The sequence below is a fragment of the Cypionkella sp. TWP1-2-1b2 genome (assembly GCF_049896245.1).
In the GTDB taxonomy this organism is placed as follows: Bacteria; Pseudomonadota; Alphaproteobacteria; order Rhodobacterales; family Rhodobacteraceae; genus Cypionkella.
In genome coordinates this window covers 1-25,435 of sequence record NZ_JAFCTX010000042.1, presented here as the reverse complement: position 1 = coordinate 25,435, position 25,435 = coordinate 1, and the positions used below count along the sequence as shown (strand labels likewise).

General features: G+C 61.2%; 23 protein-coding genes, 3 pseudogenes and 1 riboswitch. Of the genes and pseudogenes, 22 read left to right on the top strand and 4 right to left on the bottom strand.

Features of this window, described 5'->3' with window-relative positions:
- Positions 1-72: 72 nt before the first annotated feature.
- Positions 73-939, top strand: a complete 867-nt coding sequence (locus ACP7AP_RS20325) for an oxidoreductase (RefSeq protein WP_426037138.1) — start codon at positions 73-75, stop codon at positions 937-939.
- On the opposite strand, the gene ACP7AP_RS20320 is transcribed toward ACP7AP_RS20325, so the two are convergent.
- Positions 936-1,805 carry a hypothetical protein gene (locus tag ACP7AP_RS20320; protein WP_426037136.1) on the bottom strand — a complete coding sequence of 290 codons (870 nt, stop codon included), beginning with the start codon at positions 1,803-1,805 and terminating at the stop codon, positions 936-938. The two genes, ACP7AP_RS20325 and ACP7AP_RS20320, sit on opposite strands and share 4 nt — an antisense overlap.
- 122 nt (positions 1,806-1,927) lie before the next feature.
- On the opposite strand from ACP7AP_RS20320, the gene miaB reads away from it, so the two are divergent.
- From miaB to ACP7AP_RS20240, 16 genes are all read left to right on the top strand, one after another.
- The gene (gene miaB / locus ACP7AP_RS20315; protein ID WP_426037134.1) at positions 1,928-3,226 is read left to right on the top strand and encodes a tRNA (N6-isopentenyl adenosine(37)-C2)-methylthiotransferase MiaB; all 1,299 of its coding nucleotides are present in this window, start codon (positions 1,928-1,930) and stop codon (positions 3,224-3,226) included.
- 240 nt (positions 3,227-3,466) lie between these two features.
- Positions 3,467-3,988, top strand: a complete 522-nt coding sequence (locus ACP7AP_RS20310) for an OmpA family protein (RefSeq protein ID WP_426037132.1) — start codon at positions 3,467-3,469, stop codon at positions 3,986-3,988.
- An 11-nt stretch (positions 3,989-3,999) separates the two neighbouring features.
- On the top strand, positions 4,000-4,353 hold the full coding sequence (locus tag ACP7AP_RS20305) for a hypothetical protein (protein ID WP_426037130.1): 354 nt from the start codon (positions 4,000-4,002) through the stop codon (positions 4,351-4,353).
- Positions 4,354-4,543: 190 nt separating this feature from the next.
- Positions 4,544-5,560: a PhoH family protein gene (locus ACP7AP_RS20300; RefSeq protein ID WP_426037128.1), complete on the top strand. Its 1,017-nt coding sequence runs from the start codon at positions 4,544-4,546 to the stop codon at positions 5,558-5,560.
- Between the two features lie 117 nt (positions 5,561-5,677).
- On the top strand, positions 5,678-6,178 hold the full coding sequence (gene ybeY, locus ACP7AP_RS20295; RefSeq protein WP_426037126.1) for an rRNA maturation RNase YbeY: 501 nt from the start codon (positions 5,678-5,680) through the stop codon (positions 6,176-6,178).
- Positions 6,179-6,216: 38 nt separating this feature from the next.
- Positions 6,217-7,149: a hemolysin family protein gene (locus ACP7AP_RS20290; protein ID WP_426037124.1), complete on the top strand. Its 933-nt coding sequence runs from the start codon at positions 6,217-6,219 to the stop codon at positions 7,147-7,149.
- A gap of 1 nt (position 7,150) precedes the next feature.
- Positions 7,151-8,626: an apolipoprotein N-acyltransferase gene (gene lnt / locus ACP7AP_RS20285; protein WP_426037122.1), complete on the top strand. Its 1,476-nt coding sequence runs from the start codon at positions 7,151-7,153 to the stop codon at positions 8,624-8,626.
- 35 nt (positions 8,627-8,661) lie between these two features.
- A riboswitch (SAM-SAH riboswitch) is annotated at positions 8,662-8,709 on the top strand.
- 7 nt (positions 8,710-8,716) lie between these two features.
- Positions 8,717-9,883, top strand: coding sequence for a methionine adenosyltransferase (gene metK, locus ACP7AP_RS20280; protein ID WP_426037120.1), 1,167 nt, complete (start codon positions 8,717-8,719; stop codon positions 9,881-9,883).
- 167 nt (positions 9,884-10,050) lie between these two features.
- The gene (locus ACP7AP_RS20275) at positions 10,051-10,500 is read left to right on the top strand and encodes a DMT family transporter (RefSeq protein ID WP_426037118.1); all 450 of its coding nucleotides are present in this window, start codon (positions 10,051-10,053) and stop codon (positions 10,498-10,500) included.
- Between the two features lie 63 nt (positions 10,501-10,563).
- Positions 10,564-11,028 (top strand): preQ(1) synthase, encoded by a 465-nt coding sequence (gene queF / locus ACP7AP_RS20270; protein WP_426037116.1) that lies wholly within the window; start codon positions 10,564-10,566, stop codon positions 11,026-11,028.
- 53 nt (positions 11,029-11,081) lie between these two features.
- Positions 11,082-11,768: a tRNA (guanine(46)-N(7))-methyltransferase TrmB gene (gene trmB / locus ACP7AP_RS20265; protein ID WP_426037114.1), complete on the top strand. Its 687-nt coding sequence runs from the start codon at positions 11,082-11,084 to the stop codon at positions 11,766-11,768.
- A gap of 479 nt (positions 11,769-12,247) precedes the next feature.
- Positions 12,248-13,606, top strand: coding sequence for a 3-phosphoshikimate 1-carboxyvinyltransferase (gene aroA, locus ACP7AP_RS20260; RefSeq protein WP_426037112.1), 1,359 nt, complete (start codon positions 12,248-12,250; stop codon positions 13,604-13,606).
- A gap of 99 nt (positions 13,607-13,705) precedes the next feature.
- Positions 13,706-14,170: a hypothetical protein gene (locus ACP7AP_RS20255; protein WP_426037110.1), complete on the top strand. Its 465-nt coding sequence runs from the start codon at positions 13,706-13,708 to the stop codon at positions 14,168-14,170.
- A gap of 145 nt (positions 14,171-14,315) precedes the next feature.
- Positions 14,316-14,975, top strand: a complete 660-nt coding sequence (locus ACP7AP_RS20250; protein WP_426037108.1) for a hypothetical protein — start codon at positions 14,316-14,318, stop codon at positions 14,973-14,975.
- A 73-nt stretch (positions 14,976-15,048) separates the two neighbouring features.
- Complete coding sequence (locus tag ACP7AP_RS20245; RefSeq protein ID WP_426037106.1) at positions 15,049-15,630, top strand: (d)CMP kinase; 582 nt, start codon at positions 15,049-15,051, stop codon at positions 15,628-15,630.
- Complete coding sequence (locus tag ACP7AP_RS20240) at positions 15,627-16,571, top strand: hypothetical protein (protein ID WP_426037104.1); 945 nt, start codon at positions 15,627-15,629, stop codon at positions 16,569-16,571. Before ACP7AP_RS20245 ends, ACP7AP_RS20240 begins: the two co-directional genes overlap by 4 nt.
- 22 nt (positions 16,572-16,593) lie before the next feature.
- On the opposite strand, the gene ACP7AP_RS20235 is transcribed toward ACP7AP_RS20240, so the two are convergent.
- Positions 16,594-17,610 (bottom strand): LacI family DNA-binding transcriptional regulator, encoded by a 1,017-nt coding sequence (locus tag ACP7AP_RS20235; protein ID WP_426037102.1) that lies wholly within the window; start codon positions 17,608-17,610, stop codon positions 16,594-16,596.
- 247 nt (positions 17,611-17,857) lie between these two features.
- On the opposite strand from ACP7AP_RS20235, the gene ACP7AP_RS20230 reads away from it, so the two are divergent.
- The 3 genes from ACP7AP_RS20230 (at position 17,858) to ACP7AP_RS20220 (ending at position 21,397) form a co-directional block, all read left to right on the top strand.
- Entirely contained in the window at positions 17,858-19,366 is a 1,509-nt protein-coding gene (locus ACP7AP_RS20230) for a sugar ABC transporter ATP-binding protein (RefSeq protein WP_426037158.1), read from the top strand.
- A 12-nt stretch (positions 19,367-19,378) separates the two neighbouring features.
- A complete protein-coding gene (locus tag ACP7AP_RS20225) occupies positions 19,379-20,377 on the top strand; it encodes an ABC transporter permease (protein ID WP_426037100.1) in 999 nt (332 codons plus the stop codon).
- A 66-nt stretch (positions 20,378-20,443) separates the two neighbouring features.
- Entirely contained in the window at positions 20,444-21,397 is a 954-nt protein-coding gene (locus tag ACP7AP_RS20220; protein ID WP_426037098.1) for a substrate-binding domain-containing protein, read from the top strand.
- Between the two features lie 272 nt (positions 21,398-21,669).
- Here ACP7AP_RS20220 and ACP7AP_RS20215 read toward each other — a convergent pair whose 3' ends face one another.
- Both ACP7AP_RS20215 and ACP7AP_RS20210 read right to left on the bottom strand, forming a co-directional pair.
- Positions 21,670-22,215, bottom strand: a complete 546-nt coding sequence (locus ACP7AP_RS20215) for a hypothetical protein (protein ID WP_426037096.1) — start codon at positions 22,213-22,215, stop codon at positions 21,670-21,672.
- Between the two features lie 217 nt (positions 22,216-22,432).
- Positions 22,433-24,100 (bottom strand): annotated as a pseudogene (locus tag ACP7AP_RS20210) (heavy metal translocating P-type ATPase); the annotation flags it as partial.
- A 53-nt stretch (positions 24,101-24,153) separates the two neighbouring features.
- Here ACP7AP_RS20210 and ACP7AP_RS20205 point away from each other — a divergent pair.
- Both ACP7AP_RS20205 and ACP7AP_RS20200 read left to right on the top strand, forming a co-directional pair.
- Positions 24,154-24,426 (top strand): annotated as a pseudogene (locus ACP7AP_RS20205) (transposase); the annotation flags it as partial.
- 70 nt (positions 24,427-24,496) lie between these two features.
- Positions 24,497-25,295: pseudogene (locus tag ACP7AP_RS20200) on the top strand (IS3 family transposase); the annotation flags it as partial.
- Positions 25,296-25,435: the final 140 nt, after the last annotated feature.

Below are 25,435 nucleotides of genomic sequence, written 5' to 3'. Positions count from 1 at the left end.
CCTATTCGGATTCGGGCGGATTATCAATTTCTGCCGAACGGCTATGTAGCACTCATCAACAGGAGCAACCCCATGACACAGACAGCCGCAGCCGCCGGACGTTTCACCTTTCCCGGCACCGAGATTTCCGTCAACCGCATGGGCTATGGCGCGATGCAACTGGCAGGCCACCATGCTTTCGGCCCACCCGCTGACCCAGATGAAGCCCGCGCTGTGCTGCGCGAGGCTTTGGCTTTGGGCGTCGATCACATCGACACCAGCGATTACTACGGGCCATTTGTGACCAACGACCTGATCCGCGAGGCCCTGTTCCCCTATGCCACCAATCTGGTGCTGGTCACCAAAATCGGTGCCTGGCGCGATGACAAAGGCGGCTGGAATCTGGACCGCAGCGCGGATTTCCTGCGCAAATCGGTTGAGGATAACCTGAAGCGGCTGGGCCTTGACCAGATGGCGATTGTGAACCTGCGGATGGGGGGGCCCACCGATGACATCGCGGCCCCAATGCAGGTGATGCGGCATATGCAAGACGAAGGCTTGATTGCCCATATCGGCGTCAGCACGGTGGATGTGGCCCAGCTTCAGATCGCCCGCGATATTGCGCCGATTGTCTGCGTGCAGAACCATTACAATCTGGTCCACCGCGCCGATGACGCGATGATTGACGCGCTGGCTGCGGATGGCATCGCCTATGTGCCCTACTTCCCGCTGGGCGGCTTCACCCCGCTGCAAAGCGATGGGCTAAAGCAGGTGGCGGATGATCTCGGCCAAACCGCGCAGGCGGTGGCCCTCGCATGGTTGTTGCAACGCAGCCCGAACATGCTGCTGATCCCCGGCACCTCACGCCGCGCCCATCTGCGCGGCAATATCGCGGCGGCAAGCCTGACGCTAGACGACGGCCACTTGGCGCAACTCAACGCCATCGCCGCATTGGCTTAAAACCACTGCCCCGGCTCCATCAGGCCCAAATCCATCAACTGCTGGCTGTGCCAATCAAACGGCGTCGAGTTGTGCCATTTGAAATCATGGATATCAAAGCGAGAGCCCGCGTTTGACCGCAGGGCTTTCGCGGTGCGGAAGCTGACGATGGCGGTGGTGATATTGTGGTGCCACGGGCAGGCATAGGTGTTGTATTCCTCATCCGACAAAGTGAAGTCGGGCCGCAAAGTCAGCCCCGGCTTTGTGCGGAACAACGCGATGCGGTCGATCTTGCGGCGCGGCACCGGGATGTGTTCCTCAAACCGCCAGCGCAACCCGCCGAAGAAATCCAGCTGGCGTTCTTTCGGGTAATTGTGGTTCGCCAGATCAGGGCGGCCCAAGGCGTAATAGCCGGATTTGTCCATATGTGCGTGATCCAGTGACACCGCATTGGGATAGGTGTTCAGATCATCGGCATACAGATCGACGACATAAGACAGCATCGCATCGCGGCGTTCTTCGCTATGGAAGGCCAGCATTTCGCGGATCGTGCGGGCCTCGCAGAACGGGTAGAACAGATATTCGGCATTGTAGCAGTAATACAGCCAGATGCCGGGGGCGGCGGCGATCACCTTATTCACGGCCTCCACCAAAGCCTCCACCGTCGGGGCTTCATAAGGGATGCGGTGAATTTTCGCCTCCAGCTCTGCTGCGACCACGATGCTGTCGGGTGCAAACAGCGCAAGCTGCGCAAAGCCAGCCTCAAGGTGGTGACGGATGGTGGTATCGACCTCGACCGCATCTTCGGCAAACACCAGCGCCAACGGCCCTTTTGCCAAAGCCGACTTCGCCTCGACCAGAAACTGATTAAGCGACGTATACTTCATGCCCTGCCCATCTGCCTTTGGCCTATTTGCGGCAGAATCCGTTAACAATCCCTGCAACGCAAGCCCCGGCGTTGCGAAGCGTGCCACTTTGGCATAAGTGCCAAGCCATACAGAGGTGCGCCATGGCCGATCCGAAGAAATTGTTCATCAAGACCTACGGCTGTCAGATGAACGTCTATGATTCCGAGCGTATGGCCGAGGCTATGGGCGCGGATGGCTACGTGGCGACTGATAGCGCCGAAGATGCCGATATGGTGCTGCTGAACACCTGCCATATTCGCGAAAAAGCGGGCGAAAAGCTGTATTCCGATCTGGGCCGGCTGAAAAAGCTGAAACTGGCACGGCCCGATCTGAAAATCGGCGTGGCGGGCTGCGTGGCGCAGGCCGAAGGCGCCGAGATCATGCGGCGGATGCCGATTGTTGATCTGGTCGTTGGCCCGCAATCCTATCACCGCCTGCCCGAAATGGCGCGGGCGGGCACGCCGCAGGTCGATACCGATTTCCCGCTGGAAGATAAGTTTGATCTGCTGCCCGAGCGTAAAGCCAGCCGTGGCCCGATGGCGTTTCTGACAGTGCAGGAAGGCTGCGACAAGTTCTGCGCTTTCTGTGTGGTGCCCTATACCCGTGGCTCAGAGGTATCGCGTGATCCACAGCGTATTCTCACCGAAGCGCGGGGATTGGTCGAAAAAGGCGTGCGCGATCTGACGCTGCTGGGGCAGAATGTGAACGCCTATCATGGGGATGGTTGGACCCTGTCGCGCCTGATCCGCGAACTGGCGAAAGTCGATGGCCTCCAGCGCATCCGCTACACCACCAGCCACCCCAACGATATGGAAGACGATCTGATCGCGGCGCATGGCGATGAGCCGAAACTGATGCCCTATCTGCATCTGCCCGTGCAGTCGGGATCAGACCGTATCCTGAAAGCGATGAACCGCAAGCACACCGCCGAAGCTTATCTGCGCCTGATCGAACGCATCCGCGCCGCGCGGCCCGATATCCTGCTGTCATCAGATTTCATCGTCGGCTTTCCGGGTGAGACCGATCAGGATTTTGAAGACACTCTGTCGCTGATCCGCACGGTAAACTATGGCATGGCCTACAGCTTCAAATACTCCGCCCGTCCCGGCACCCCTGCGGCGGAAAAGCCCGAGATCGACAGCGCCGTCGCCGATGCCCGCCTGCAGGTCCTGCAAGCCCTGATCACCGAACAACAGCGCGGGATGCAAACGGCGATGGTCGGGCGTGAAGTTGGCGTGCTCTACGAGAAAGCCGGGCGCGAAGCCGGGCAGATGATTGGCAAGTCGGATCACCTGCACGCGGTGTTCGTCAACGACCCGCACGGCCGCGTTGGCGAGATGGTTCGGGTGAGAATCTTAGCTTCATCCTCCAACTCTTTGGCAGGCGCGCGTATTTCCTGATTGCCGCAAAATCAGCATCGTTTCCACTGCGTCAGCAATGCCTGGGCATTGCCAATTTTATTGACGAACACGCAACAATTAGTCTTCAAAAAGCCACAAACCCATAGATTTTGCTTTACTTCACAAGTCCGCGTCGGCAAACCTTCGCTCATATCTATGTGAATTCCGAATGGTTAAAGGGGAGCTGCCATAGTGGAGCGTTTTTCCAGAGCAGTGCGAATGGCAATCGGGGGCGCGGCAATGGCCGCCGGCCTGATGATGGCAAGTGGGGCGATGGCACAGACCGCGCCGCAGATCGCTGGCAAGATCGAATGGGGCGTCTGGGTCGATGACGACGGCTGTATGCACTGGTGGGCTGATGGTGGTGCCGAGGGCTACATGCTCGACCGCGTTAACCCCAAAACAGGCAAGCCGGTCTGTCTGAAGCGCAACACCTGTCTGGTGCAAAACACCGACACATTGTTTGCCACCGACAGCTCGAAGCTGACCGCTTATGGCCGCCGCTACTTGACCGATTTCTTCCAAGGTGCAGGCGCATTCGGCTACGCAATCTATGGCCACACCGACAGTCGTGCGTCAGATGAATACAACATCAAACTGTCGCAGCGCCGCGCTGCTTCGGTGGCCGCTGTTGCCCGCTCGGTCGGCGCGATGGTGGATCGTGAGATTGGCTATGGCGAGCGTCAGCCGCGCGCCACCAACGCAACCGCCGAAGGGATGCAGCAAAACCGCCGCGTCGAAGTCGTCTGCTACAAGTGGTGATGGTGATGAACATGTCAAAACTCAAAGCTCTCCCGCTTCTGGCCCTTGCTGCAATCAGCCTTAGCGCCTGCGAAGGGGCTGGTCTGGTGCCCTACACAGCGGGACCCAACACGGTGATCGCAACCGCGCATGACTCGGGCCGCGACAGCGCCGGTTTGGTCGAGGGCGAAGCCGCCATCGCCTATGACCCCGATGGTTGCCAAGGCTGGATCATGGATGATGGCATCGAAGGCTATTCGGGTCGCCGCTATGACCCGGTGTCTGGCCTGCCGGTCTGCAACAACCACTATCCGCCGGGAACCGTGCTGGGCAATTACCAGACTTCGTCGGCACCGATCAAAGACTGGGTTCCGAACGTCCGCTAACATTAGCGCGCGCAGGCGAAAACACAGCAAAGGCCACGGAGATTTCCGTGGTCTTTTTTTATTGCCCGGTTCTTGCGCAAAGATGTCGCTGTCATCACTTTGATATCAAGACCATGCAGGTTGTCCTTGCCAGAGTCTTTGGCAGGTCTACACTCCATCTAGACGTCACCTGAACCGCAAGGAGATCCCTTTGGGCATCAGCGCGCTAACGCCCCCGACCCGTTCCGAGGATATTGTCGAGACTGTCCTCGAATTTCCCGATAACCGGCTTTTGATCAGCCTTTGCGGCGAGTTTGACCGCAATTTGGCGCAGATCGAGCACCAGATGGGGGTGCATGTGCTACGACGGGGCAACCGCTTGTCCGTGATCGGTGACAAGGCCGCACGTGAACAGGCGGCGGCGGTGCTACGGTCTTTATATGCAAGGCTAGAGCAGGGCCGCAGCGTGGCGGCAGGCGATATTGACGGCGCGATGCGGATGGGGCGGCCAATGCCGGATACCAAACTGGAAGCCTCTGATCAGATTGAGATGTTTACCGGCGGTGGCATCGAACTGCGCACCCGCAAAAAGCCGATTGAGCCGCGGACCGAGGCGCAGAAGGAATATGTGAAAAACCTTTTCGCCAATGAGATGGGCTTTGGTATTGGCCCGGCTGGTACGGGCAAAACCTATCTCGCGGTGGCGGTGGGCGTGACCATGCTGATTTCCGGTGCGGTGGAAAAAATCATCCTGTCGCGTCCGGCGGTGGAAGCGGGTGAGCGCTTGGGCTTTCTGCCCGGCGATATGAAGGAAAAAATCGACCCCTATATGCAGCCCTTGTATGATGCGTTGAACGATTTCCTGCCCGCCAAGCAGATCCAGAAACTGCTGGAAGACAAGCGGATCGAAATCGCGCCGTTGGCCTTTATGCGGGGCCGCACCTTGTCGAATGCCTTCGTGGTGCTGGATGAAGCGCAGAACGCGACCACGATGCAGATGAAGATGTTCCTGACCCGTCTGGGCGAGGGTTCGCGCATGGTGATCACCGGCGACCGCACGCAGGTCGATCTGCCGCGCGGCACGGCGTCGGGTTTGCAAGATGCTGAACGCATCCTGAAAGGGGTGAAGGGCGTGACCTTCAACTATTTCACCTCGAAAGACGTGGTGCGACATCCCTTGGTTGCCCGCGTGATCGAGGCTTACGAGCGCGACGAAGCGCAGGGCTGATCCGCGCGGCTCCTCAAGCCTGACGGCTTTCTTCGCAGCGTGGCACGGGTTGTGCCATTTTAAGCGAAGAAAGCTGACAGGCTTGATGAGCGCGCTCAGCCGCTATACCTAGGCGGCATGGAACCACTTGTTGATATCGTCATCGAGGATGACCGCTGGCAGGCCTTCGGGTTGGAGACGCTGGCGGAACCCGCCGTGCGCGCGGCTTTTGCGGAACTGGGCTTGCCGGAGGCAGGCTTTACCCTCTGCCTAATGGGCTGCAATGATGCACGGATTCTGGAACTTAACGGCGATTTTCGCGGCAAGGCCAAGCCGACCAATGTGCTCAGCTGGCCGTCGGAAGAACGTGGCGCTGACGCGGGCGAAGTGCCCGATCTGCCAGACCCCGGTGCTGCGGACGATCCCGAATCCCTGGGCGATATCGCGATCTCTTATGATACCTGCGCGCGTGAGGCTGCCGAAGCGGGCAAGCCGATGGCCGATCATGTGACGCATCTGATCGTGCATGGGCTTTTGCATCTGTTGGGCTATGATCACATCCGCGCGGTGGACGGTGATCTGATGGAGTCCACCGAGGTGCGGATACTTGCGCGTCTGGGGCTTTCTGACCCATACTGACAGCATCGGCCCTTCGGGGCGTTTTGGAACAAGGACCAATGGCCAGTAGCAACGACGGGTTACCCGCAGCGCCAAGGGCGCGCGCGGATGCCGATGAGGCCGAGGCCTCGCCACGCGGATTCTTCGGGCGGCTGTTGTCCGCCTTCAACTCCTCTGACAGCAGCGAGGGCGACGAGGAAGCGGCGACTTCGACGCCTGCGAATGGTGGGTTGTTGGGCTTGAGCAATCTGCGGCGCTTGCGGGTTGATGATGTCGCCATCCCCAAGGTCGAGATTGCCGCCGTGCCGCTGGACATTGGCAAGGATGATCTGGTTGAGGCGTTTCGCCAGCATGGCTTTTCGCGCTTGCCGGTCTACAAAGGCACGCTGGACCATCCGCAGGGCCTTGTGCTGCTGAAGGATCTGGCCCTGCAGCACGGCTTTGGCGCCTCGGGGCGGTTCTCGCTGAAGAAACTGCTGCGCCCGGTGTTGTTCGCGCCGCCCTCAATGCCCGCCGCGACTTTGTTGCAGAAGATGCAGCGCGACCGGGTGCATATGGCTTTGGTGATCGACGAATATGGTGGCGTTGACGGCTTGGTGACCATCGAGGACCTGATCGAAACCGTTATCGGGGAAATCGAAGACGAGCATGACGAAGTGGAAGGCGCGCTGTGGAAGGAAGAATCTCCGGGCGTGTTCGTGGCGCAATCCACGGTGTCGCTGGATGATTTCGAGGCTGCCATTGGCATGACCCTGCGCAATGGCGAGGATGACGAGGATATCGACACTTTGGGCGGTCTGGTGTTTCTGCGCACGGGCCGGGTGCCAGTGCGGGGTGAGATCGTGCCACATGAATCCGGGGCGGAGTTTGAGATTTTGGACGCCGATCCGCGCCGGATCAAACGCCTGCGGGTGCGGCTGCCGGGGGCGATAGCGCCGGTGGTGCGCAATCCCGCGGCGACCGAGCCAGCGGTGCCCGAGGTCGAAGGTTAACATGCTGCGCAGGATCAGGGCAGGCTGGCCCGGTCTGCGTGCCGTGGGCTATGCAGCCTTGCTGGGCGTTCTGACGGCCTGCGGGCAAGCCCCGCTTGGCGCGTGGTATCTCAGCCTCCCCGCCTTGGCCGCTTTGTGCTGGCTGATCGGGCGCAGCTCCGCTCCGGTCTGGCTGGCATGGCTCGCGGGCGCGGGCTATTTCGCAGCGGCGCTGAATTGGATCGTGCAGCCCTTCATGGTCGATGCGGCGCGCGATGGCTGGATGGCCCCATTTGCGCTGGCGTTGATGGCGTTTGGCATGGCGCTGTTTTGGGCGCTGGCGGGGCTTTTAAGCCGCTACAGTCGCAACGCCACCTTGGGCTTCGCCGTCGCACTCGCTGCCACCGACCTTTTGCGCGGCTATGTGCTGACCGGGTTTCCATGGGCGCTGATTGGCCATATCTGGATTGACACCCCGGTGGCGCAACTGGCGGCCTATCTTGGGCCAAGCGGGCTGTCGCTGTTGACCACCCTGCTTGTCGCAGGCCTTGCTCTGCGCAAACCGTTGCCCGCCAGCCTTGCCGTCGCAACCCTCGCCGCCTCATGGGGTTACGGCGCCTGGACCCTCGCCCAACCGATGCCCGCTGATCGCGCCGTCACTCTGCGGCTTGTGCAGCCCAATGCCGAACAGCAGGCGAAATGGGACCCAGCGCTTGCCCAGCAATTCTTTGACCGCCTGCTCAGCCTGACCGCCGCCAAACCGACGCCTGATCTGGTGATCTGGCCGGAAACCTCCTTGCCCTATCTGCTCGACCTGCACCCCGAAATCGGCAGCATGATCGCTTCTGCGGGCGATGGTGCCCCCGTGGCCATCGGGATGCAGCGGGTAGAGGGTGACAAAGCGTGGAACTCCCTGGCAGTGATCGAACCCGACGGCATGACAAGTGCAACCTACGACAAGCATCATCTGGTGCCGTTTGGCGAATATATCCCGTTCGGCGATGCTCTGTTCCAATGGGCCAATATCTCGGCTTTTGCGTCGCAGGTCGGCAATGGCTATATGGCTGGCCCCGGCCCGCAACTGCTGAACCTTGGCCCAAAACTGGGCCGCGCTTTGCCACTGATCTGCTACGAGGCGGTGTTCCCGCAAGACCTGCGCGGCACCGAGCGCCCCGACTGGCTGCTGCAAATCACCAATGACGCGTGGTTCGGCCATTGGACCGGGCCGTTCCAACACGCTGCCCAAGCTCGGCTGCGCGCGATTGAACAGGGCCTGCCGCTGGTCCGTGTTGCCAATACCGGCGTGACGGCGGTGTACGACGCGCGTGGTCGCGTCACCGCCAGCCTGCCGTTCGAAATCGCGGGATATCTGGACGCCGCCCTCCCCGCCGCTCTGCCGATCACCCCCTACGCGCGTTTCGGCGAAATGCCGCTGCTGGTGTTGCTGGCCGGACTCGCAGCATGCCTGATCCGGCCCCGCAAACGGTCCCACCCTTGACCTTTGTGCTGCATTGGGTCTAAGGCAAGCCAATAAAACCCGCACAACGGCTTCCTGGCGTGCGAGGATAACCCAACGGAGCACGTCCCCATGAGCCGCCAAAACTACATTTTCACCTCGGAATCCGTGTCCGAGGGCCATCCTGATAAACTTTGCGACCGGGTGTCAGATGCCATCCTTGATGCCTTCCTGACCGAAGAGCCGAACGCACGCGTGGCGTGTGAGACGTTTGCCACCACCAACCGCGTGGTTGTCGGCGGTGAGGTCGGGCTCTCGACTGAAAAGAAGACCGCCGAGATGGTCGGCCGTGTCGAAGACATCGTGCGCGCTTGCGTCAAGGACATTGGCTACGAGCAGAAAAAGTTCCATTGGGAAAAGATCAAGGTTCACAACTACCTGCATGAACAATCCGCCCATATTGCACAGGGCGTTGATAAAGACGGCGCGGGCGATCAGGGCATCATGTTCGGTTATGCCTGCCGAGAGACGCCGGAACTGATGCCAGCCCCGATCCAATACGCCCATGCGATCCTGAAGCGTTTGGCCGAAGTGCGCAAATCCGGCGCGGAACCCACCTTGGGCCCGGACGCCAAAAGCCAGCTGTCGCTGCGCTATGTCGATGGCAAGCCGGTGGAAGTCACCTCGATTGTGCTGTCACACCAGCACACCAACAAAAAGCAATCCTCCGCCGATATCCGCGCCATTGTGGAACCCTATATCCGCGAAATCCTGCCCGCTGAATGGCTGACCAAGGTGACGGTCTGGCACGTCAACCCGACGGGGACGTTTGTGATCGGCGGGCCGGATGGCGACGCGGGCCTGACCGGACGCAAGATCATCGTCGATACCTACGGTGGGGCGGCCCCGCATGGCGGCGGTGCGTTCTCGGGCAAAGACCCGACCAAGGTTGATCGCTCGGCGGCCTATGCCGCGCGCTATCTGTCGAAGAACATCGTCGCGGCTGGCCTTGCGGAGCGCTGCACCTTGCAGGTGTCCTACGCGATTGGCGTGGCCGAGCCGCAGTCGATCTATGTCGACACCCACGGCACCGGCGTTGTGCCCGATGACGTGATCGAGCGCGCTGTGGCCGCCTGCATGGATCTGACCCCGCGGGGCATCCGCGAGCATCTGCACCTGACCAAGCCGATCTACGCCCGCACTTCCGCCTATGGCCATTTCGGTCGCGCGCCAGAAGCCGATGGTGGCTTCTCGTGGGAGAAAACCGATCTGATCGACGCGCTAAAAGCCGCGGTTTGACCTGAAACGGGTGCGGCTTCGGGGGGCATCGAGCCCCCACTCGGCCGCGTTGCCACAGAGAGACGAAAATGGCGGTGCATAACGTGCCGCCATTTCCATTCGCGGCGCTATGGCCGGAATACAACTGCCCTAGCGCGGTCAGGTTTTTGAACGAAGGTAAGGATGAAATGTCTACCGAGTCCCTGCGCTATGCTCTGTGGATGCTGCTGGCGGGCATCGGCATCCCGATTCTGGCGGCGTTGAACGGCCAGCTTGGATCACGGCTTGGTGCGCCGGTGGCGGCTGGGTTTGTGTTGTTCTCGGTCGGATTTACAGCCGCTTCGGTATTGCTTTTGCTATCCGGCCAAGCGCCTGCGCTGGCCACGGTCTCTGTGCAACCGAAGTATCTGCTGCTCGCCGGTCTGCTGATGGCGTTCTATGCCTTTTCCATCACTTGGGTCGCCCCGCGCTTTGGCGTTGGCAATGCTGTGTTCTGCGTCTTGCTGGGCCAAATGATCGCGGCCACCCTGATTGACCATTTTGGCCTGTTCGGGGCAGCTGTCCACACCGTCACCGTCACCCGCGCGGCGGGGCTGGTGGCAATGGTTGGCGGCCTTGCGCTGATCCAGCGCGGCTGAACCCCGGCTTGACGGCTTGACCCAGCGGCGCTACCCCGGCCGCTTCACCGACAGGATAGCAGAATGACCAGCACAGATACCTCCGGCCTCACCCAGCTTGGTGCGGCCACGGCTTTGCCCGCAGGCCCCGAACAAGCGGTGCTGGAGAAAGTGCCCGCAGGCCATGTCGGCACGCTCTATTGCGTGCGCTTCACCGCCCCCGAGTTCACCTCGCTCTGCCCGATGACCGGCCAGCCCGATTTCGCCCATATCGTCATCGACTATGTGCCGCGCGACTGGCTGGTTGAGAGCAAATCGCTGAAACTCTACCTCGGCAGTTTCCGCAACCACGGCGCATTCCACGAAGATTGCACCCTGGACATCGGCAAGAAGCTGGTCGCTTTGCTCGATCCGGTCTGGCTGCGCATCGGGGCCTATTGGTTCCCCCGCGGCGGTATCCCGATTGATGTGTTCTGGCAGACCGGAACCCCGCCCGAGGGCGTCTGGCTGCCCGACCAAGGCGTCGCCCCCTACCGGGGCCGGGGTTGACGTAAGCCCCAAACCAAGGCTAGAGGCGGCAGTCCAACCACGAGGCCAAAGCCATGTATGATCCCGTTGAACGCCGCAATTTCTACGGCCGCGTGCATGGCAAAACCCTGCGCGCCAGCCAGAAGACTTATCTTGAGGAAGACTTGAGCCGCCTCAGCCTGCCCGGTGTGACGCGGGAGGATAACCCCGAACGCGCGCCGATTGATCTTTCCCGCTTTGCAGCCAAACCCCTCTGGCTGGAAATCGGCTTCGGCGGCGGCGAGCATCTGGTCCACATTGCCGCCACCTACCCCGAGATCGGCATCATCGGCTGCGAGCCCTTCGTCAACGGCATCGCCATGCTTTTGGGCAAAATCCGCGCCGCAAACGTCACCAATCTCGCCATCCACCCCGGCGATGTGCGCGACCTGTTCGACGTGCTGGCCCCGGCCTCGATCGCCAAAGCCTTCCTGAATTACCCCGACCCCTGGCCGAAAGCCCGCCACCACCGCCGCCGTTTTGTGACGCAAGGCTACCTCGCAGCCCTCGCTCGTACTCTGCAACCCGGTGCCGAATTCCGCGTCGCAACCGACATCCCCGATTATGTCCGCCAAACCCTTGAAGAAGTCCCGCAAGCGGGCTTCACCCTGCTGGAACAGGGCGACCAACCATGGACAGATTGGCTTTCCACCCGCTACGAGCAAAAAGCCCTGCGCGAAGGCCGCCCGCCGCATTACCTGACTTTCCAGCGCAACGCCTGAAACACCAGTCGGATGCGCTCCGCGCGGGAGTATTTCAGAAAGAGCAAATCCAAGAAGCGCTTCGTATTTGCTCTTTCTGAAATACTCCCGCCGGAGGCAACAGATCGCCAACAGGCGCTGGCGGTGAAATTGGCGGGTCATGATCTGACAGACAAGGCAGTTTAGGGCAGCCATGATTGCCGCAATTTCTGGTTGAAAAATAACTTCGAACATCTTTGATATCAACTCAAACCACAACATATTGTGGAATTTGACGTTATATCGACGCAGAAGCACAAGTCATTCCCCGCTGGGAAGATGTCTAAAGCCTAAAGCACAAGCCGCTTTCGTACGGTGCAATGGCAGCCGAACGGTGCAGCGGCAGCAGCGTGCGCGGCCCCCTCGATGGGGGCCAAGTGCGCAGCCCTTTTCAGGTCAACCGTGGACCCCGGCCCTTGCTTGCGCTATCAGGCTTGCAAATTCCGCGCAGGAGAGTGCCGATGTCCGCCCATGCCGTAGCCCAACCGATGACCGCCTCGAAATCCGGGCCGCTGAAAGGCACCGCCTCGGTGCCGGGTGATAAGTCGATCAGCCACCGTGCGCTGATTTTCGGCGCGATGGCGGTGGGCGAGACCAAGATCACCGGGCTGTTGGAAGGTCAGGATGTGCTGGATACCGCGAAAGCGATGCGGGCGTTTGGCGCGACAGTTTTGCAGCATGGGCCGGGGGCTTGGTCGGTGCATGGTGTCGGCGTGGGTGGCTTTCAGGAACCCAGCGATGTGATTGATTGCGGTAATTCCGGCACCGGGGTGCGCTTGATCATGGGCACGATGGCGACAACGCCGATGACCGCGACCTTCACTGGGGATGCGTCCTTGCGCAAACGGCCGATGGGGCGGGTGACCGATCCGCTCAGCCTGTTCGGCACGCAGGCTTACGGGCGCAAAGGTGGGCGCTTGCCGATGACGGTGGTGGGGGCGGCCCATCCGGTTCCCGTCCGCTATGCTTTGCCAGTTGCTTCGGCACAGGTGAAATCGGCGGTGCTCTTGGCGGGTCTGAACGCGCCGGGGCAGACGGTGGTGATTGAACGCGAACCGACGCGGGATCATTCCGAGCGGATGCTGCTGGGGTTTGGCGCTCAGTTGACGGTGGAAAAAACCAACGAGGGCAATGTCATCACCCTGACCGGCCAGCCGGAACTGCGACCGCAGACGGTAGCGGTGCCGCGCGATCCATCTTCGGCGGCGTTTCCGGTCTGCGCGGCGCTGCTCGTGGAGGGGTCTGATATCTTTGTTCCCGGGGTCAGCCAGAATCTGACCCGCAATGGCCTCTATCTGACGCTGGTCGAGATGGGCGCACAGATTGAGTTTCAGAACCCGCGCACCGAGGGGGGCGAGCCGGTGGCGGACCTGCGGGTGAGGTTTAGTGACAACATGAAGGGCATTGAGGTGCCGCCAGAACGCGCGCCGTCGATGATTGATGAATATCCGATCTTGTCGGTGGTGGCGGCTTGCTCTGCGGGCAAGACGATCATGCGGGGCGTGAAGGAACTTCGGGTCAAGGAATCCGACCGCATCGACGCGATGGCGCGGGGCCTTGAGGCTTGCGGGGTGACGATTGAGGAGGACGAGGATACCTTGATCGTTCACGGCATGGGCGCGGGCGGGGTGCCCGGTGGGGCGACCTGTGCCACCCACATTGACCACCGGATTGCGATGTCGTTTCTGGTGTTGGGGATGGCCGCGAAAAACCCGGTTTCGGTCGATGATGCCTCACCCATCGTGACCTCGTTCCCGATTTTTGAGGGCTTGATGACCGGCTTGGGTGCTACATTGCGGCAGGGCGGGCAGCAGGATTAGGGTAGGCCCGATCTAAGGCGGTCTCAACTTTTGATATCGCTGGCTTGACCGAACCGGCAGGACATGATCGCCTTGCCGCAACAGTGGCGGGGAGGCGGGATGAAATATCTGTATTGGGCTTTGCCGATTGCCGCAGCACTGGCCTATGGCGTTTGGCGACACTACGCGGCGCAGGTTTATGTCGGTGATCTGCCGCCGTTTGATCTGCATCTTTACGGTTTTCGAGAGGCCCAGACTTATCTCGCGGGCCTGACCCCTGCCGCCAAGGCGATCTATCTTGGGCCGCTGCACCTTGTCGATAGCCTGCTGATGTTTTGTCTTGCCGCCACGCTGGTCTTGCCGATTTGGCGGTGGGATTGGCCATGGTTTCTGCCGGCGATGCTTTATGTTGGGCTGGATCTTGTGGAGAATGGCAAAGTTGCCGGATTGCTGCGCGGCGGGCTTTGCCTGCCCGCAGATGTGGAAAATGTGGCACTGGTGACTGGGTTGAAGTTCGCAGCCCTTGGCCTCGCGGCGGCTTTGGCGCTGTGGAGTCTGTGGCGAAAACAACGGATGCGCGGTTAAGGCAGCGGCGGGGTGAACCCCGCCCTACCCCCTACACAAGCCAAGCGCTGCAGGAGGCGGTTGGTGGCGCTTGGCAAATAGCCGGGGTATAGAGGCGCAAAGGCCCGGGTTCGGGCCAGTTCTTACGCCAAAGGAAGGGCATCAGATGGGGACTTTTTATGCGGCGGTCGAGGTGTTTGATCCCGAAGGCCCGGCCAATATGCCCGATGGTGCCGATTATGGCGGCGAGGCGCGGTTTTTCGTGCTGACCGCCGAGGATTTGTCGGAAGCCTTGGCGACCTTGGCAAACTCAATTTCCGTCAATGGCTTGCGGCTGGACCGGGTATTGCACGCTGGCGCGGTTGAGGCGTTTGAAGATGAGATCCTGCCGTTTGAAATCGACATTGATGGCATGGCGGAAACCGCCCAAGGCTCGGGTGAGATTTGTGTCTCGGAAGCGCATCCGTTCGAGCCTGACGAGTCTGATGGCGTGGCCTCGGGCTGTTATGCGGTCTGCATCGACGCCTTCGATATGGAATGGGCCGATGAGGATGAGGGCGAATATGGCGGGCATTACCAGCTTGCGGTCATCAAGGCCGAAACCGCTGCCGAAGCTTTGCAGCAGTTGGTCGAAGATTTCGAGGCCGAGGGCATCGTGATCATCTCGCTGGAGGGTCTTGTGGATGCCAAGGCGTTTCCGTTCGACGCCTATGAGTTCCAGTTCGAGGAAGATGATGCGGTGTCGGAAGTGCTAGAGCAGGGCGGCATGATCGTCTCAAACGCTTACGCCTATCCGCCGGAAGCGCCGCGCAAGTTGGACAGCTAGGTTAGGGGGCTAGCTGGGTGTAATTGGGGGCTAGCCCCCAAACCCCCAGGATATTTGCGCAGAGAGGATGACCATGCAGTTTACAGTGGCCATTGATGGGCCTGCGGCGGCGGGCAAGGGCACGATTGGGCGAGCTTTGGCGGCGCGGTTTGGCTTTGCGCATCTGGATACCGGGCTGCTCTATCGGGCCGTGGGCGCGTTAGGCGGTGATCCGGTGGCGGCGGCGCTTGGGCTCGTCGCTGCGGATTTGGAACGTGGGGATTTGCGGACATTGGCCGCAGGGCAGGCGGCGAGTGTGGTCGCGGCGATCCCCGAAGTGCGGGCGGCTTTGGTGGAGTTTCAGCGGCGATTTGCACGTGCGGAGGGTGGCGCTGTTCTGGATGGCCGCGACATTGGCACGGTGATTTGCCCGCGGGCCGAGGTGAAGCTGTATGTGACAGCGAGTGCAGAGGTGCGGGCGCATCGGCGGTGGCTGGAGGTTGGCGGCGATGTGGCCAGCGTGCTGGCCGAAGTGATGGAACGTGATGCGCGGGATATGGGGCGCAGTGCGGCTCCGTTGAAGCCAGCGCTGGATGCGGTGATGATTGATACTTCGGAACTGCCGATTGCGGCTGCGATTGCGGCGGCGGTGGCGCTGGTCGAGGCGCGGCTGTGACGGCCCGCGTTGTGCTGCATCTGCCCGGCTACATGTTGGCGCGGCTAGAGGCAGGCAACGCACTGCTTTATAATCGGATTCGCGATTGCATTGTGGCGCGGGGCGGGGCGGTTGATCTGATTGAGGGCTTCGATGGCAAGCGCTATCGCCCCGATGGCAATCTGCATATCGTCGAGAACGGCAGCGGCCAGCGCCTTGGCGTGTTGAACGCGGCGACGGCCTATCTGGAGGGGTTTTTCCACGTTGATCCGGTGGGAATTCAAGCGGCGAGCCGGATTGGCGGCTTGCGCTATAATCCGGCGGCGGTGGATGGGGCGGCGGCGGCGGCCTATCTGGCCGCGTTGCAGCAGCGCTTCACGGTGCCGCGACGCTCGCGCTACAAACAGGCGCGTGCGGTCAGCGATCTGCCGCAGGGCGCGATTGCGGTGTTCTTGCAAGGCCCCGCGCCGCAACGCAATGGGCAGGCCTATTGCAGCTTTGCAGCGATGGTTGAGGCGGTTTGCGCGGGCGCTGGGGGCCGTCCGGTACTGGTCAAGCCGCATCCGTTGAAGCCAGAACTGGGCGCTGAGATCATCGCGGCGGTGCGCGCGAAGGGCTATACGCCGATCGCCACCGGGGCGAATGTGCATGACATTCTGGCGGTCTGCTGTGCCACGGCGTCGGTCAATTCGGCGACGGCGATGGAGGGGTTTCTGCACGGCAAGCCTGCGGTGCTGTTCGGGCGCTCGGATTTCCATGCGTTTGTTGAAACCGCGCGGCAGCCGGGGGAATTCAGCGCGGCTTTGGCGCGGGCTTTGGCCGATCCGCCGGATTATGCCCGCGCGTTGTACTGGTATTTCGGCCAGCATTGTCTGGATATTCAGGCGGACAGCTTTGATGCCCGCCTGCTGGCGATCTTTGCCGAAGCCGGGTTCGATGCCGCAGGCCTTGGCCTGACTTAACGGCGTGGTTTACGATTTGCGCCTACCGGCGCGGCGGCGGGCCGACCGAATTGCGCACCACCAGATCGGGGCGCAGCAGAATCTCGGTCTCCTCAGGTTGGGTGTCGGACAAAAGTTGCAACAGCAGGGTCATCGCGTGTTTGCCGATCAGGCCGCGCGGTTGGCGGATGGTGGTCAGGCTTGGCTGGATGAAACTGGCTTGCGGTACGTCGTCAAACCCGGTCACCGAGAAATCGCGCGGCACGTTGTAGCCGCGCGCGGTTAGCCCCAGCATCACCCCGATGGCAGTCTGGTCGTTGACACACATGAAGGCGGTCGGCAGGGTGTCACGCAGGAACAACTGATCGACCGCCAGCCGCCCGCTTTCGATGGTGCCGTCGCCGTCAATCACCATGCGAGAGGCGGTCGGGATGCCTGCGGCATCCAAGCCAACCTCACACCCCAAGCGACGGCGACTGTACGCGAGGCGGCTGCGATTCTCACCGATGAAGGCGATTTTGCGATGGCCTTCTGCGATCAGCAACTCCACCGCTTTGCGCGCGCCTTCAAGGTCATCAACGCCGACATAGGGGATACCGCCGTTGAACACGGGCTCGAAGACGCCGACGGTAGGCGGCAGGCGGGCGGTCATCGACTGGTGGCCGAAGGGCAGGATACCGGTGAACAGGATCATCCCGGCGGCTTGGTTCGAGCTGAAGAATTTAAGATATTCCATGCCGCGTTGCGCATCGTTCTGGGTATGGCCGATAAGCACGCCGTAACCATGTGCGCGGGCCTCATTCTCTAACCCCACGAGGATGCTGGAAAAGTTCGGATCGCCTATGTCGGGGGCGACCACCAGAATCATGTTGGATTTGCCCAGACGTAAGGAGCGCGCCATCGCGTTGGGGGTGTATCCGGTGAGCGCAATCGCTTGGTTAACCTTCAATCGGGTCGAGACCGCGACCTTCTCGGGCAGATGGATCGCGCGGGATACCGTGGCGATTGAGACCTCGGCAATGCGCGCGACATCTTCGATGGTGGCGGGGGAATTCGACAAGGGGCGGGGCCTTTGGTTGCTTGAGCGGAGCCTATAGAGGTGCGGCACAAGGTGCAAAGCGGACGATGCATTGGTCGAATGTAAACCTTTACATAAAAAATGCAAAGCACTACACCTAAGGGGCGGAGAGGAGCCGCGAGGGGGGGGATTTATGGAGTCAGAGCCTATGGGCGGTGGCGACATTGTGCTGGCTGCACGCGATAATGTCATGCCCGCGACGCACGAAGATAGTCAAATCATGCCCGCGATGCGCGGCGATATCGTGCTGTCTGCCCAGCGGATCAGCAAATCCTTTAGCGGGGTTCAGGTGCTGTTCAGCGTTGATTTCGACCTGCGGCGCGGCGAGATTCACGCGCTGATGGGCGAGAACGGCGCGGGCAAATCGACGCTGGTCAAGGTGCTGTCTGGCTTTGAACAACCGACCTCGGGCGAGATTTTTCTGGATGGCAAGCCGGTCAAATTGCCGCCGAATGGCGCGGCAGAGGCGCTTGGCATCGTGGTGATCCATCAGGAATTCAACCTTGCCGAACATTTGACCGTCACTGAAAGCCTGTTTCTGGGCCGCGAAGTTGCGCATTTTGGCCTGCTGGACCGCAAATATATGCGGCGCGAGACCCGGCGCGTTTTGGATATGCTCGGCTCGCATATCAGCGAAAATGCGGTGATCGGCTCGCTGACGGTCGCCGATAAACAGATGGTTGAGATTGCCAAGGCGATCAGCCGCGACGCGCGCATCGTGTTCATGGATGAGCCGACCGCCGTGCTGTCGCGGGGCGAAACCGAGGCTTTGTTCAAACAGGTGCGCAAGCTGCGCGATCTGGGCACCAGCTTTGTGTTCGTGTCGCATAAGCTGGATGAGGTGACGGAACTTTCCGACCGCGTGACGGTGCTGCGCGATGGCCAATGGGTGAAAACCGCGCCCACGGCGATGCTGGACGGCGAGTCGATTGCGCAACTGATGGTGGGGCGTGAGCTTTCCAGCCTGTATCCGCAGAAATCGGAACCCAACGTCGATGAGGCGCGGGTATTGTCGGTGGTGGGGCTGAACACCGCCCATGTGCGTGACGCGCATTTCGATCTGCGCAAGGGCGAGATTTTGGGGTTTTCCGGCATGATCGGCTCGGGCCGGACCGAGTTGATGGAGGCGATTGCCGGGCTTTATCCGCGGGTCTCGGGGGAGGTGCGCATTGGTGACGCCTTGATGCCAGCCGGGGATATTCAGGCGACCGCAGCGGCGGGTCTGGCCTATATGACCAAGGACCGCAAATCCAAGGGCCTGCTGCTGGGCTCGGATATGACCAGCAATCTGACGCTGCAATCGCTCGATCAGCATGGCCGCTTTGGCTACCTAAGCCCCGCAAGTGAGCGCACAGCTTTGGCCCGCGCTCGGCGGCGTTTTGATATTCGGGTGCGCGATGCCTCTGTGGTGGCGGGGCGGATGTCGGGCGGCAATCAGCAAAAGCTGCTGCTGGCCAAGGTGATGGAGATCACCCCGAAAATCCTGATCATCGACGAGCCGACGCGTGGCATCGATGTCGGCACCAAGCAGCAGATATACCATTTCATCGCGGCATTGGCGCGGGATGGCTGTTCGGTGATCGTGGTGTCTTCCGAGATGCCCGAGATCATCGGCCTTTGCACCCGGATCGTCGTGATGCGGGCGGGGCGTATCGTTGGCGTGCTGGAAGGCGATGAGATCAACGAGCAGGAAATCATGCGCTATTCGGCGGGTTTGAAGCAGAAGGCGGTCGCGTAATTGGGGGCGAATGTGACAACCGAAGATCAGGTGGAACCGAAGCGGCGCTGGCAGGATGTGGACTTGCGCGCGGTGGCGCCGTTTGTGGCGCTGGCGCTGCTGCTGCTGCTGGGGGCGATGGTGAATTCCAACTTCATCAGCCTGAACAATCTTGCCAATGTCGCCACCCGCAGCGCCTTTATCGCGCTGATCGCGGTGGGCGCGACCTTTGTAATTTCCTCAGGCGATCTGGATTTGTCGGTGGGGTCGATGGTGGCCTTTGTCGCCAGCCTGATCATCTTGTTCATGAACTCCAATGCAATCGCTGATCCCGGCATGATGATCGCCGCTGCGATGCTGCTGGCGCTGGTGGTGGGGGCTTTGTGCGGACTGGCGAACGGGTTGATCACCACTGTTGGTAAGATCGAACCCTTCATCGCCACGCTTGGCACGATGGGGATATATCGCGGGCTGACCACTTGGCTGAGCCAAGGCGGCGCGATCACCCTGCAATCGGCGGAGCAGCAAGACCTGTATCGCCCGGCCTATTTCGGCGTGGTGCTCGGCATCCCGGTGCCGATCATCGTTGTCCTTGCCGTCACCTCTGTCGCCGCCTTCGTGCTCTACCGAATGCGCTATGGCCGTCATGTGGTGGCGGTTGGGTCGAACCCCAATGTTGCCCGCTATTCCGGCATCAAGGTCGACCGCGTCCGCACCACGGCTTTCGTGATCCAAGGCGTTTGCGTCGCCATCGCGGTGATGCTTTATGTGCCGCGCTTGGGGTCAACCTCGGCCACCACCGGGATTTTATGGGAGCTGCAAGCGATCACCGCCGTCGTCATTGGCGGCACCGCGTTGAAGGGGGGCGCAAGCCGGGTCTGGGGCACCATTTGCGGTGCGTTCATTCTGGAGCTGGTGGGCAACATCATGCTGCTGTCGAATTTCATTTCCGAATACCTGATCGGCGCCATTCAAGGCGCGATCATCATCATCGCCATGCTGGTGCAGCGGTCGTTGGTGCGGAAATCCTGAGATAACTGGCCGGGGCGTGGGTCGCCCGGCCCTTCACTGCCAGACCCAACCAAAGGGAGGAATAAAATGCGTAAAGGACTACTTAGCCTTGTGACCGTTGCCGCGATGGCGATGGGCAGCACGGCGGGCTTTGCCGAGGACAAAGCCTATACGATTGGCGTCTCGATCCCCGCAGCCGATCATGGCTGGACCTCTGGCGTGGTGTTCCATGCCAACCGCGTGGCGGAAGTGCTGATGGCGCAGCATCCGGGGCTGAACATCATCGTCAAGACCTCGCCCGATCCGGCGTCGCAGGCCAACGCTTTGCAGGATCTGGAGACGCAGGGCATTGACGCGCTGGTGATCCTGCCGAGCGATCCCGATCCGCTGGTGAATTCGATCAAAGAGATCAAATCCAAAGGCACCTTCGTCACAATCGTCGACCGCGCACCTTCGGTAAATGATGACTCGGTGCGGGATTTGTACATCGCCGGCAATAACTTCTCGCTGGGCGAAACCGCTGGCAACTACATCAAAGCCACCACCCCGGACGCCGAAGTTGTGGTGATCCGCGGCCTACCTATTCCGATCGACCAGACCCGTCAGGATGGCTTTGACAAGGGTATCGAAGGTTCAAACGTCAAGGTTCTGGACCGTCAGTTCGGCAACTGGAACCGCGATGATGCGTTCAAAGTCATGCAGGATTACCTGACCAAATTCCCGAAAATCGACGTGGTCTGGTGCCAGGATGATGACATGGCCGTTGGCGTGTTGCAGGCGATTGAGCAATCTGGCCGCACGGATATTCAATATGTCGTGGCAGGGGCTGGCTCTAAGGACATGATCAAGAAGGTCATGGACGGCGACAAGATGATCCCGGTCGACGTGCTCTATCCGCCAGCCATGGTGGGCACCGCATTGGAGATGACCGTCGCCAACCTCTACGGCCAAGTGCCGATGCGCGGCACCTTCACTTTGGATGCGACGCTGATCACCAAAGACAACGCGAGCGCCTACTACTTCCCCGACTCGCCGTTCTAAGGCTGGGTCAAAGATGCGCGCCTGTCCATTCGCTTGGGCAGGCGTTTTTGCTTGGGCGCATCCGTTACACTGGCCAGCCAAGCAACCCATCCACCGCCCGGAATCAAGGCGCGAACGCGCCGCAGGGCAGCGCCTGACCGCCCCCACGGGCAGGCGCTATTGCAGCCTCCCGCGCCGAACATCTGGGGAGTTGGTTGAGGCATAAAGCGCCTAGAACAAGCGTTGCAGCGCCCACCCGGCGATCAGGCGCTGCCCTGTGTTGGTTCCCCGTGTCATGCCTTTCCTAAAAAGTTAGACAACCTAAAATCGGATGGACGCTTTACCAAATCGTCAGCCGCGCCCCAGAGCGACTTTACCAAGAAAGGTGTTCGTGGGGCTTCTAGGTTTGGATCTACTGGATAGCGGAGCGGGAAGTCGCCCTCGCCGTGTAGTTTTCCGAGTGCGATTACATATTCTTTAATTAAGGGCAAAACTTCAGCTTCCTTGATACTATCAGGATAAGCCCCGTTCGCGCATTCCTCTGCTGCAACCCAGCTGGCGTTTGCAAACACATGACCTCGTATGGGTTCACAAATATCGAGTGCACACATCTTTGCTATAATGTGTCCATATTTCTTTACTTCGGCTGGCGATTTCCCGTTCAGAAAGAGACATGCCTTGAGCATCAACTCTAATCCATGCCCAGCAAGCGCCAAAGTCGGCAGAAACAGAATCTGACCTTTCACACGTTGCGCCGCATCCAGAGTCAGCGCGCCTTCTAAGTATTGTTTGGCCATACTTGCGCGCTGCCCAGCGTCGGTAGAGAAAAAATCTTGCATAGAAATGCCTCCATTGGAGTAGGCCCGAAACAACCCGGGACAAGCTTAAAACTTGACTCAAGCGCTATTGTAGCGCCCGCTTTGACCGATCTGAAAGCCACTCGTCAGTTGGGCTGATGCCTTGCGGCCATCCATCCAAAACCTTAACAACTCCCTAACACCCATACCCTAACCCGTTGAAATCGCATCTATCCCCCCTCTGTCCACGCGTGGACGCTCACCCGTCCTTCCGGGGATCCCGCGCCAGAAGCCGCATCGCGTTCAGGGTGACCAGCACGGTCGCCCCCGTATCGGCCAGCACGGTGATCCAGAGGCCGGTCAGGCCCAGCACCGAGGTCACCAGAAACACCGCTTTCAACCCCAAAGCCACCGCGACGTTCTGCCGGATATTCGCCATCACGGCGCAGCAGAGGCGGATCATCGCGGGCAAATCAGTCAGTTTGTTGCGCAGGATCGCGGCATCGGCGGTCTCCAGCGCCACATCGGTGCCCGCCCCCATCGCCACCCCAACGCTGGCTTGCCGCAAAGCCGGGGCGTCGTTGATGCCGTCGCCGACCATCATCACCCCGCCCTGTGCCGCCAGCTTTTGAATGGCGGCGGTCTTGCCCTCAGGCAGCAAACCCGCCTGCGCCTGTATCCCAAGCCGGGTCGCGACCGCCGTGGCGGAGCCGAGATTATCCCCGGTCAGCATCACCGCCTGCAACCCCAGCGCCTTCAACTGCTGCAAAGCCTCGGAAGCCTCAGCGCGCGGCTCGTCCCACAGGGCCAGCAGTCCAAGTCGGATGCGGTCGCGGGTGACTTCCACCACCGTCTTGCCTTCCGTCTGAAGCCGGGCGACCGCCGGGTCAGCGGCATCTGCCACGCCAACATGCACCAGCGCGCCCGCGATCATGGCTTCGACGCCCTTGCCGAGAAAAGCGCGGGCATCTTGGCTGGCGAGCAGGGTCAGGCCGCCCGCCTTGGCTTGCGCGCGGATTGCTTTGGCGAGCGGATGGGTGGAGCCAGCCTCCACGGTTGCCGCCAGTTGCAGCAGCGGGGCGGCAGCGGTGCCCTAGGTGGGCAGCATGTCTGTCAGCACCGGGCGGCCTTCGGTCAGGGTGCCAGTTTTATCCAAAGCGATGGTGTGCAGGTTTGCCATCGCTTTGATCATCGCGCCACCCCTGATCAGCAGGCCATGCCGCGCCCCGGTGGACAGGGCGGCGGCGACGGCGGCGGGCACCGAGATCACCAGTGCGCAGGGGCAGCCGATCAGCAAAAGCGCCAGCGCGCGATAGGTCCAGGTGCCCCAATCCGCGCCCATCGCCAGGGGCGGTAGCAAGGCGACCAGCAGCGCCACGCCGACGATGACGGGCATGTACCAGCGGCTGAAACGGTCGATGAAGCGCTCGGTCGGGGCGCGGGCGGCTTCGGCATCGGCGACCATCTGGGCGATGCGGGCGAGGGTACTGTCGGCGCTGGCCTTCCCCACACGGACGCGCAAGACGGCTTCGGTGTTGATCGTGCCCGCCAATACGGTGACCCCCGGCGCTTTGGTGACCGGGATGCTTTCGCCTGCCACCGCACTTTCGTCGGTGCCCGAGGTGCCCGAGACGATTTCGCCATCCACTGCCATCCGGTCGCCGGGGCGCACTTGGATGATCTGGCCGGGGCGCAGGGTTTCGGCGGCGACTTCGTGGCTGTGGCCGTCATGATCAAGCAGGGCTGTGGCGGGCACCAGCTTGGCCAAAGCGCGGATGCCGTCGCGGGTCGTGTTGGTGGCGACACCCTCCAGCAATTCGCCCACCGTGAACAGGAACACCATCAAAGCGGCTTCCTCGGGGGCACCGATCAGCATGGCCCCGGTCGCGGCGATGGTCATCAGCATTTCGATGGTAAACGGCACTCCTGTACCGCGCCTGGTTTGCCGGAGGCTCCAACTTCTGAGTAGGATGGAGCATCATGAGCAAGACAACGAACACGTTTTCCCCCGAAGTGCGCGAACGCGCCGTGCGATTGGTTTTGGACAACCAAGGCCAGGATGGATCGCGCCGGCAGGCGGTCTTGTCGATTTCGGCGAAGATCGGCTGCGCGCCGCAGTCCCTGAACGACTGGGTCAACAAGGCCGAGGTGAACAGCGGCAAGCGGGCCGGTGTCTTCAGCGAGATGGCTGAGAAGATCAAGGCGCTGGAACGCGAGAACTGCGAGCTGCGCCGGGCGAACGAGATCCTGCGCAAGGGTGAGCCAGTGAAGGCGCTACCGGTTCGAGCCCACTGGCGAACGCCTATTTTGCGATGGCCCCTCTCGGCGCATGCATGCATTCGCCTGCCGGGCAGCGGGAGCTCGGCCGCCGACACAGGACATGATCGCCTTCATCCGCTGCCCGGCAGCGCATGTTTACATGCGCGAGAGGGGACGATCCCCGGGACAAACATGTGCTAAGCCGTTTAAGGTGCCATTGGTTCGAGCCCAATGGCGAAGGCCGATCTGCGAGGTTCTGCCGATCGCCCCTGTCACCTACTACGATCATCTGGCGAAGCTTGCCGATCCGGCGCGGCTGTCAGAGCGTGCGAAGCGGGATGCGGAGCTTCGGCCGCACATCCAGCGCGTTTTCGACGCCAACTGGAAGGTCTACGGCGTGCGCAAGGTCTGGCGGCATGGGCTCGCGGGAGGGCTTGGATGTCGCCCGCTGCACGGTGGCGAGGTTGATGAAGGCTATGGGTATTCAACGGGTTATCCGGGGCAAGCCGCACAAAACAACGATCCCTGACAAGAAGCTGCCGTGCCCCTTGGACCGCGTGAACCGGCAGTTTCGCGTGCTTGCGCCGAACATGCTCTGGGTTTCAGACTTCACCTCCGTCGCCACTTGGAAAGGCCCTCGCCATGGTCACTCGGACCAGTGGCGTTCCCGTGGCTCGATCTCTGTCGCTTTCGTCATCGACGCGTATGTCCGGCGCATCGTCGCCCTGCGTGATTTGGACGCAAATCCCTTCCGGGTAACAGCATGGCGCGTCAGCACCACTCCTCATGCCGGGTTCGGTCTGGATGCCATCGAACAGGCCGTCCACGAACGCCGCCCGGTCAAGGCCATGGGGCTGGTGCATCATTCGGACCGTGGATCGCAGGGCAGTCTCAACCGGTCGTCGCAACAGCCAGTGAATGGAGGTTGTGATGACAAAACGACAGCGAGGGTCCGATCGATCTGGCCGGGCGGCGATTGTTTCGCCGGGTCGCCCGGGTGTTG

Bases quoted from the DNA above. Each gene is read 5' to 3' on its own strand.
- ACP7AP_RS20325 (WP_426037138.1), top strand. From the start codon at position 73: ATGACACAGACAGCCGCAGCCGCCGGACGTTTCACCTTTCCCGGCACC.
- ACP7AP_RS20320 (WP_426037136.1), bottom strand. From the start codon at position 1,805: ATGAAGTATACGTCGCTTAATCAGTTTCTGGTCGAGGCGAAGTCGGCT.
- miaB (WP_426037134.1), top strand. From the start codon at position 1,928: ATGGCCGATCCGAAGAAATTGTTCATCAAGACCTACGGCTGTCAGATG.
- ACP7AP_RS20310 (WP_426037132.1), top strand. From the start codon at position 3,467: ATGGCCGCCGGCCTGATGATGGCAAGTGGGGCGATGGCACAGACCGCG.
- ACP7AP_RS20305 (WP_426037130.1), top strand. From the start codon at position 4,000: ATGTCAAAACTCAAAGCTCTCCCGCTTCTGGCCCTTGCTGCAATCAGC.
- ybeY (WP_426037126.1), top strand. From the start codon at position 5,678: ATGGAACCACTTGTTGATATCGTCATCGAGGATGACCGCTGGCAGGCC.
- ACP7AP_RS20290 (WP_426037124.1), top strand. From the start codon at position 6,217: ATGGCCAGTAGCAACGACGGGTTACCCGCAGCGCCAAGGGCGCGCGCG.
- lnt (WP_426037122.1), top strand. From the start codon at position 7,151: ATGCTGCGCAGGATCAGGGCAGGCTGGCCCGGTCTGCGTGCCGTGGGC.
- metK (WP_426037120.1), top strand. From the start codon at position 8,717: ATGAGCCGCCAAAACTACATTTTCACCTCGGAATCCGTGTCCGAGGGC.
- ACP7AP_RS20275 (WP_426037118.1), top strand. From the start codon at position 10,051: ATGTCTACCGAGTCCCTGCGCTATGCTCTGTGGATGCTGCTGGCGGGC.
- queF (WP_426037116.1), top strand. From the start codon at position 10,564: ATGACCAGCACAGATACCTCCGGCCTCACCCAGCTTGGTGCGGCCACG.
- trmB (WP_426037114.1), top strand. From the start codon at position 11,082: ATGTATGATCCCGTTGAACGCCGCAATTTCTACGGCCGCGTGCATGGC.
- aroA (WP_426037112.1), top strand. From the start codon at position 12,248: ATGTCCGCCCATGCCGTAGCCCAACCGATGACCGCCTCGAAATCCGGG.
- ACP7AP_RS20255 (WP_426037110.1), top strand. From the start codon at position 13,706: ATGAAATATCTGTATTGGGCTTTGCCGATTGCCGCAGCACTGGCCTAT.
- ACP7AP_RS20250 (WP_426037108.1), top strand. From the start codon at position 14,316: ATGGGGACTTTTTATGCGGCGGTCGAGGTGTTTGATCCCGAAGGCCCG.
- ACP7AP_RS20245 (WP_426037106.1), top strand. From the start codon at position 15,049: ATGCAGTTTACAGTGGCCATTGATGGGCCTGCGGCGGCGGGCAAGGGC.
- ACP7AP_RS20230 (WP_426037158.1), top strand. From the start codon at position 17,858: ATGCGCGGCGATATCGTGCTGTCTGCCCAGCGGATCAGCAAATCCTTT.
- ACP7AP_RS20220 (WP_426037098.1), top strand. From the start codon at position 20,444: ATGCGTAAAGGACTACTTAGCCTTGTGACCGTTGCCGCGATGGCGATG.
- ACP7AP_RS20215 (WP_426037096.1), bottom strand. From the start codon at position 22,215: ATGCAAGATTTTTTCTCTACCGACGCTGGGCAGCGCGCAAGTATGGCC.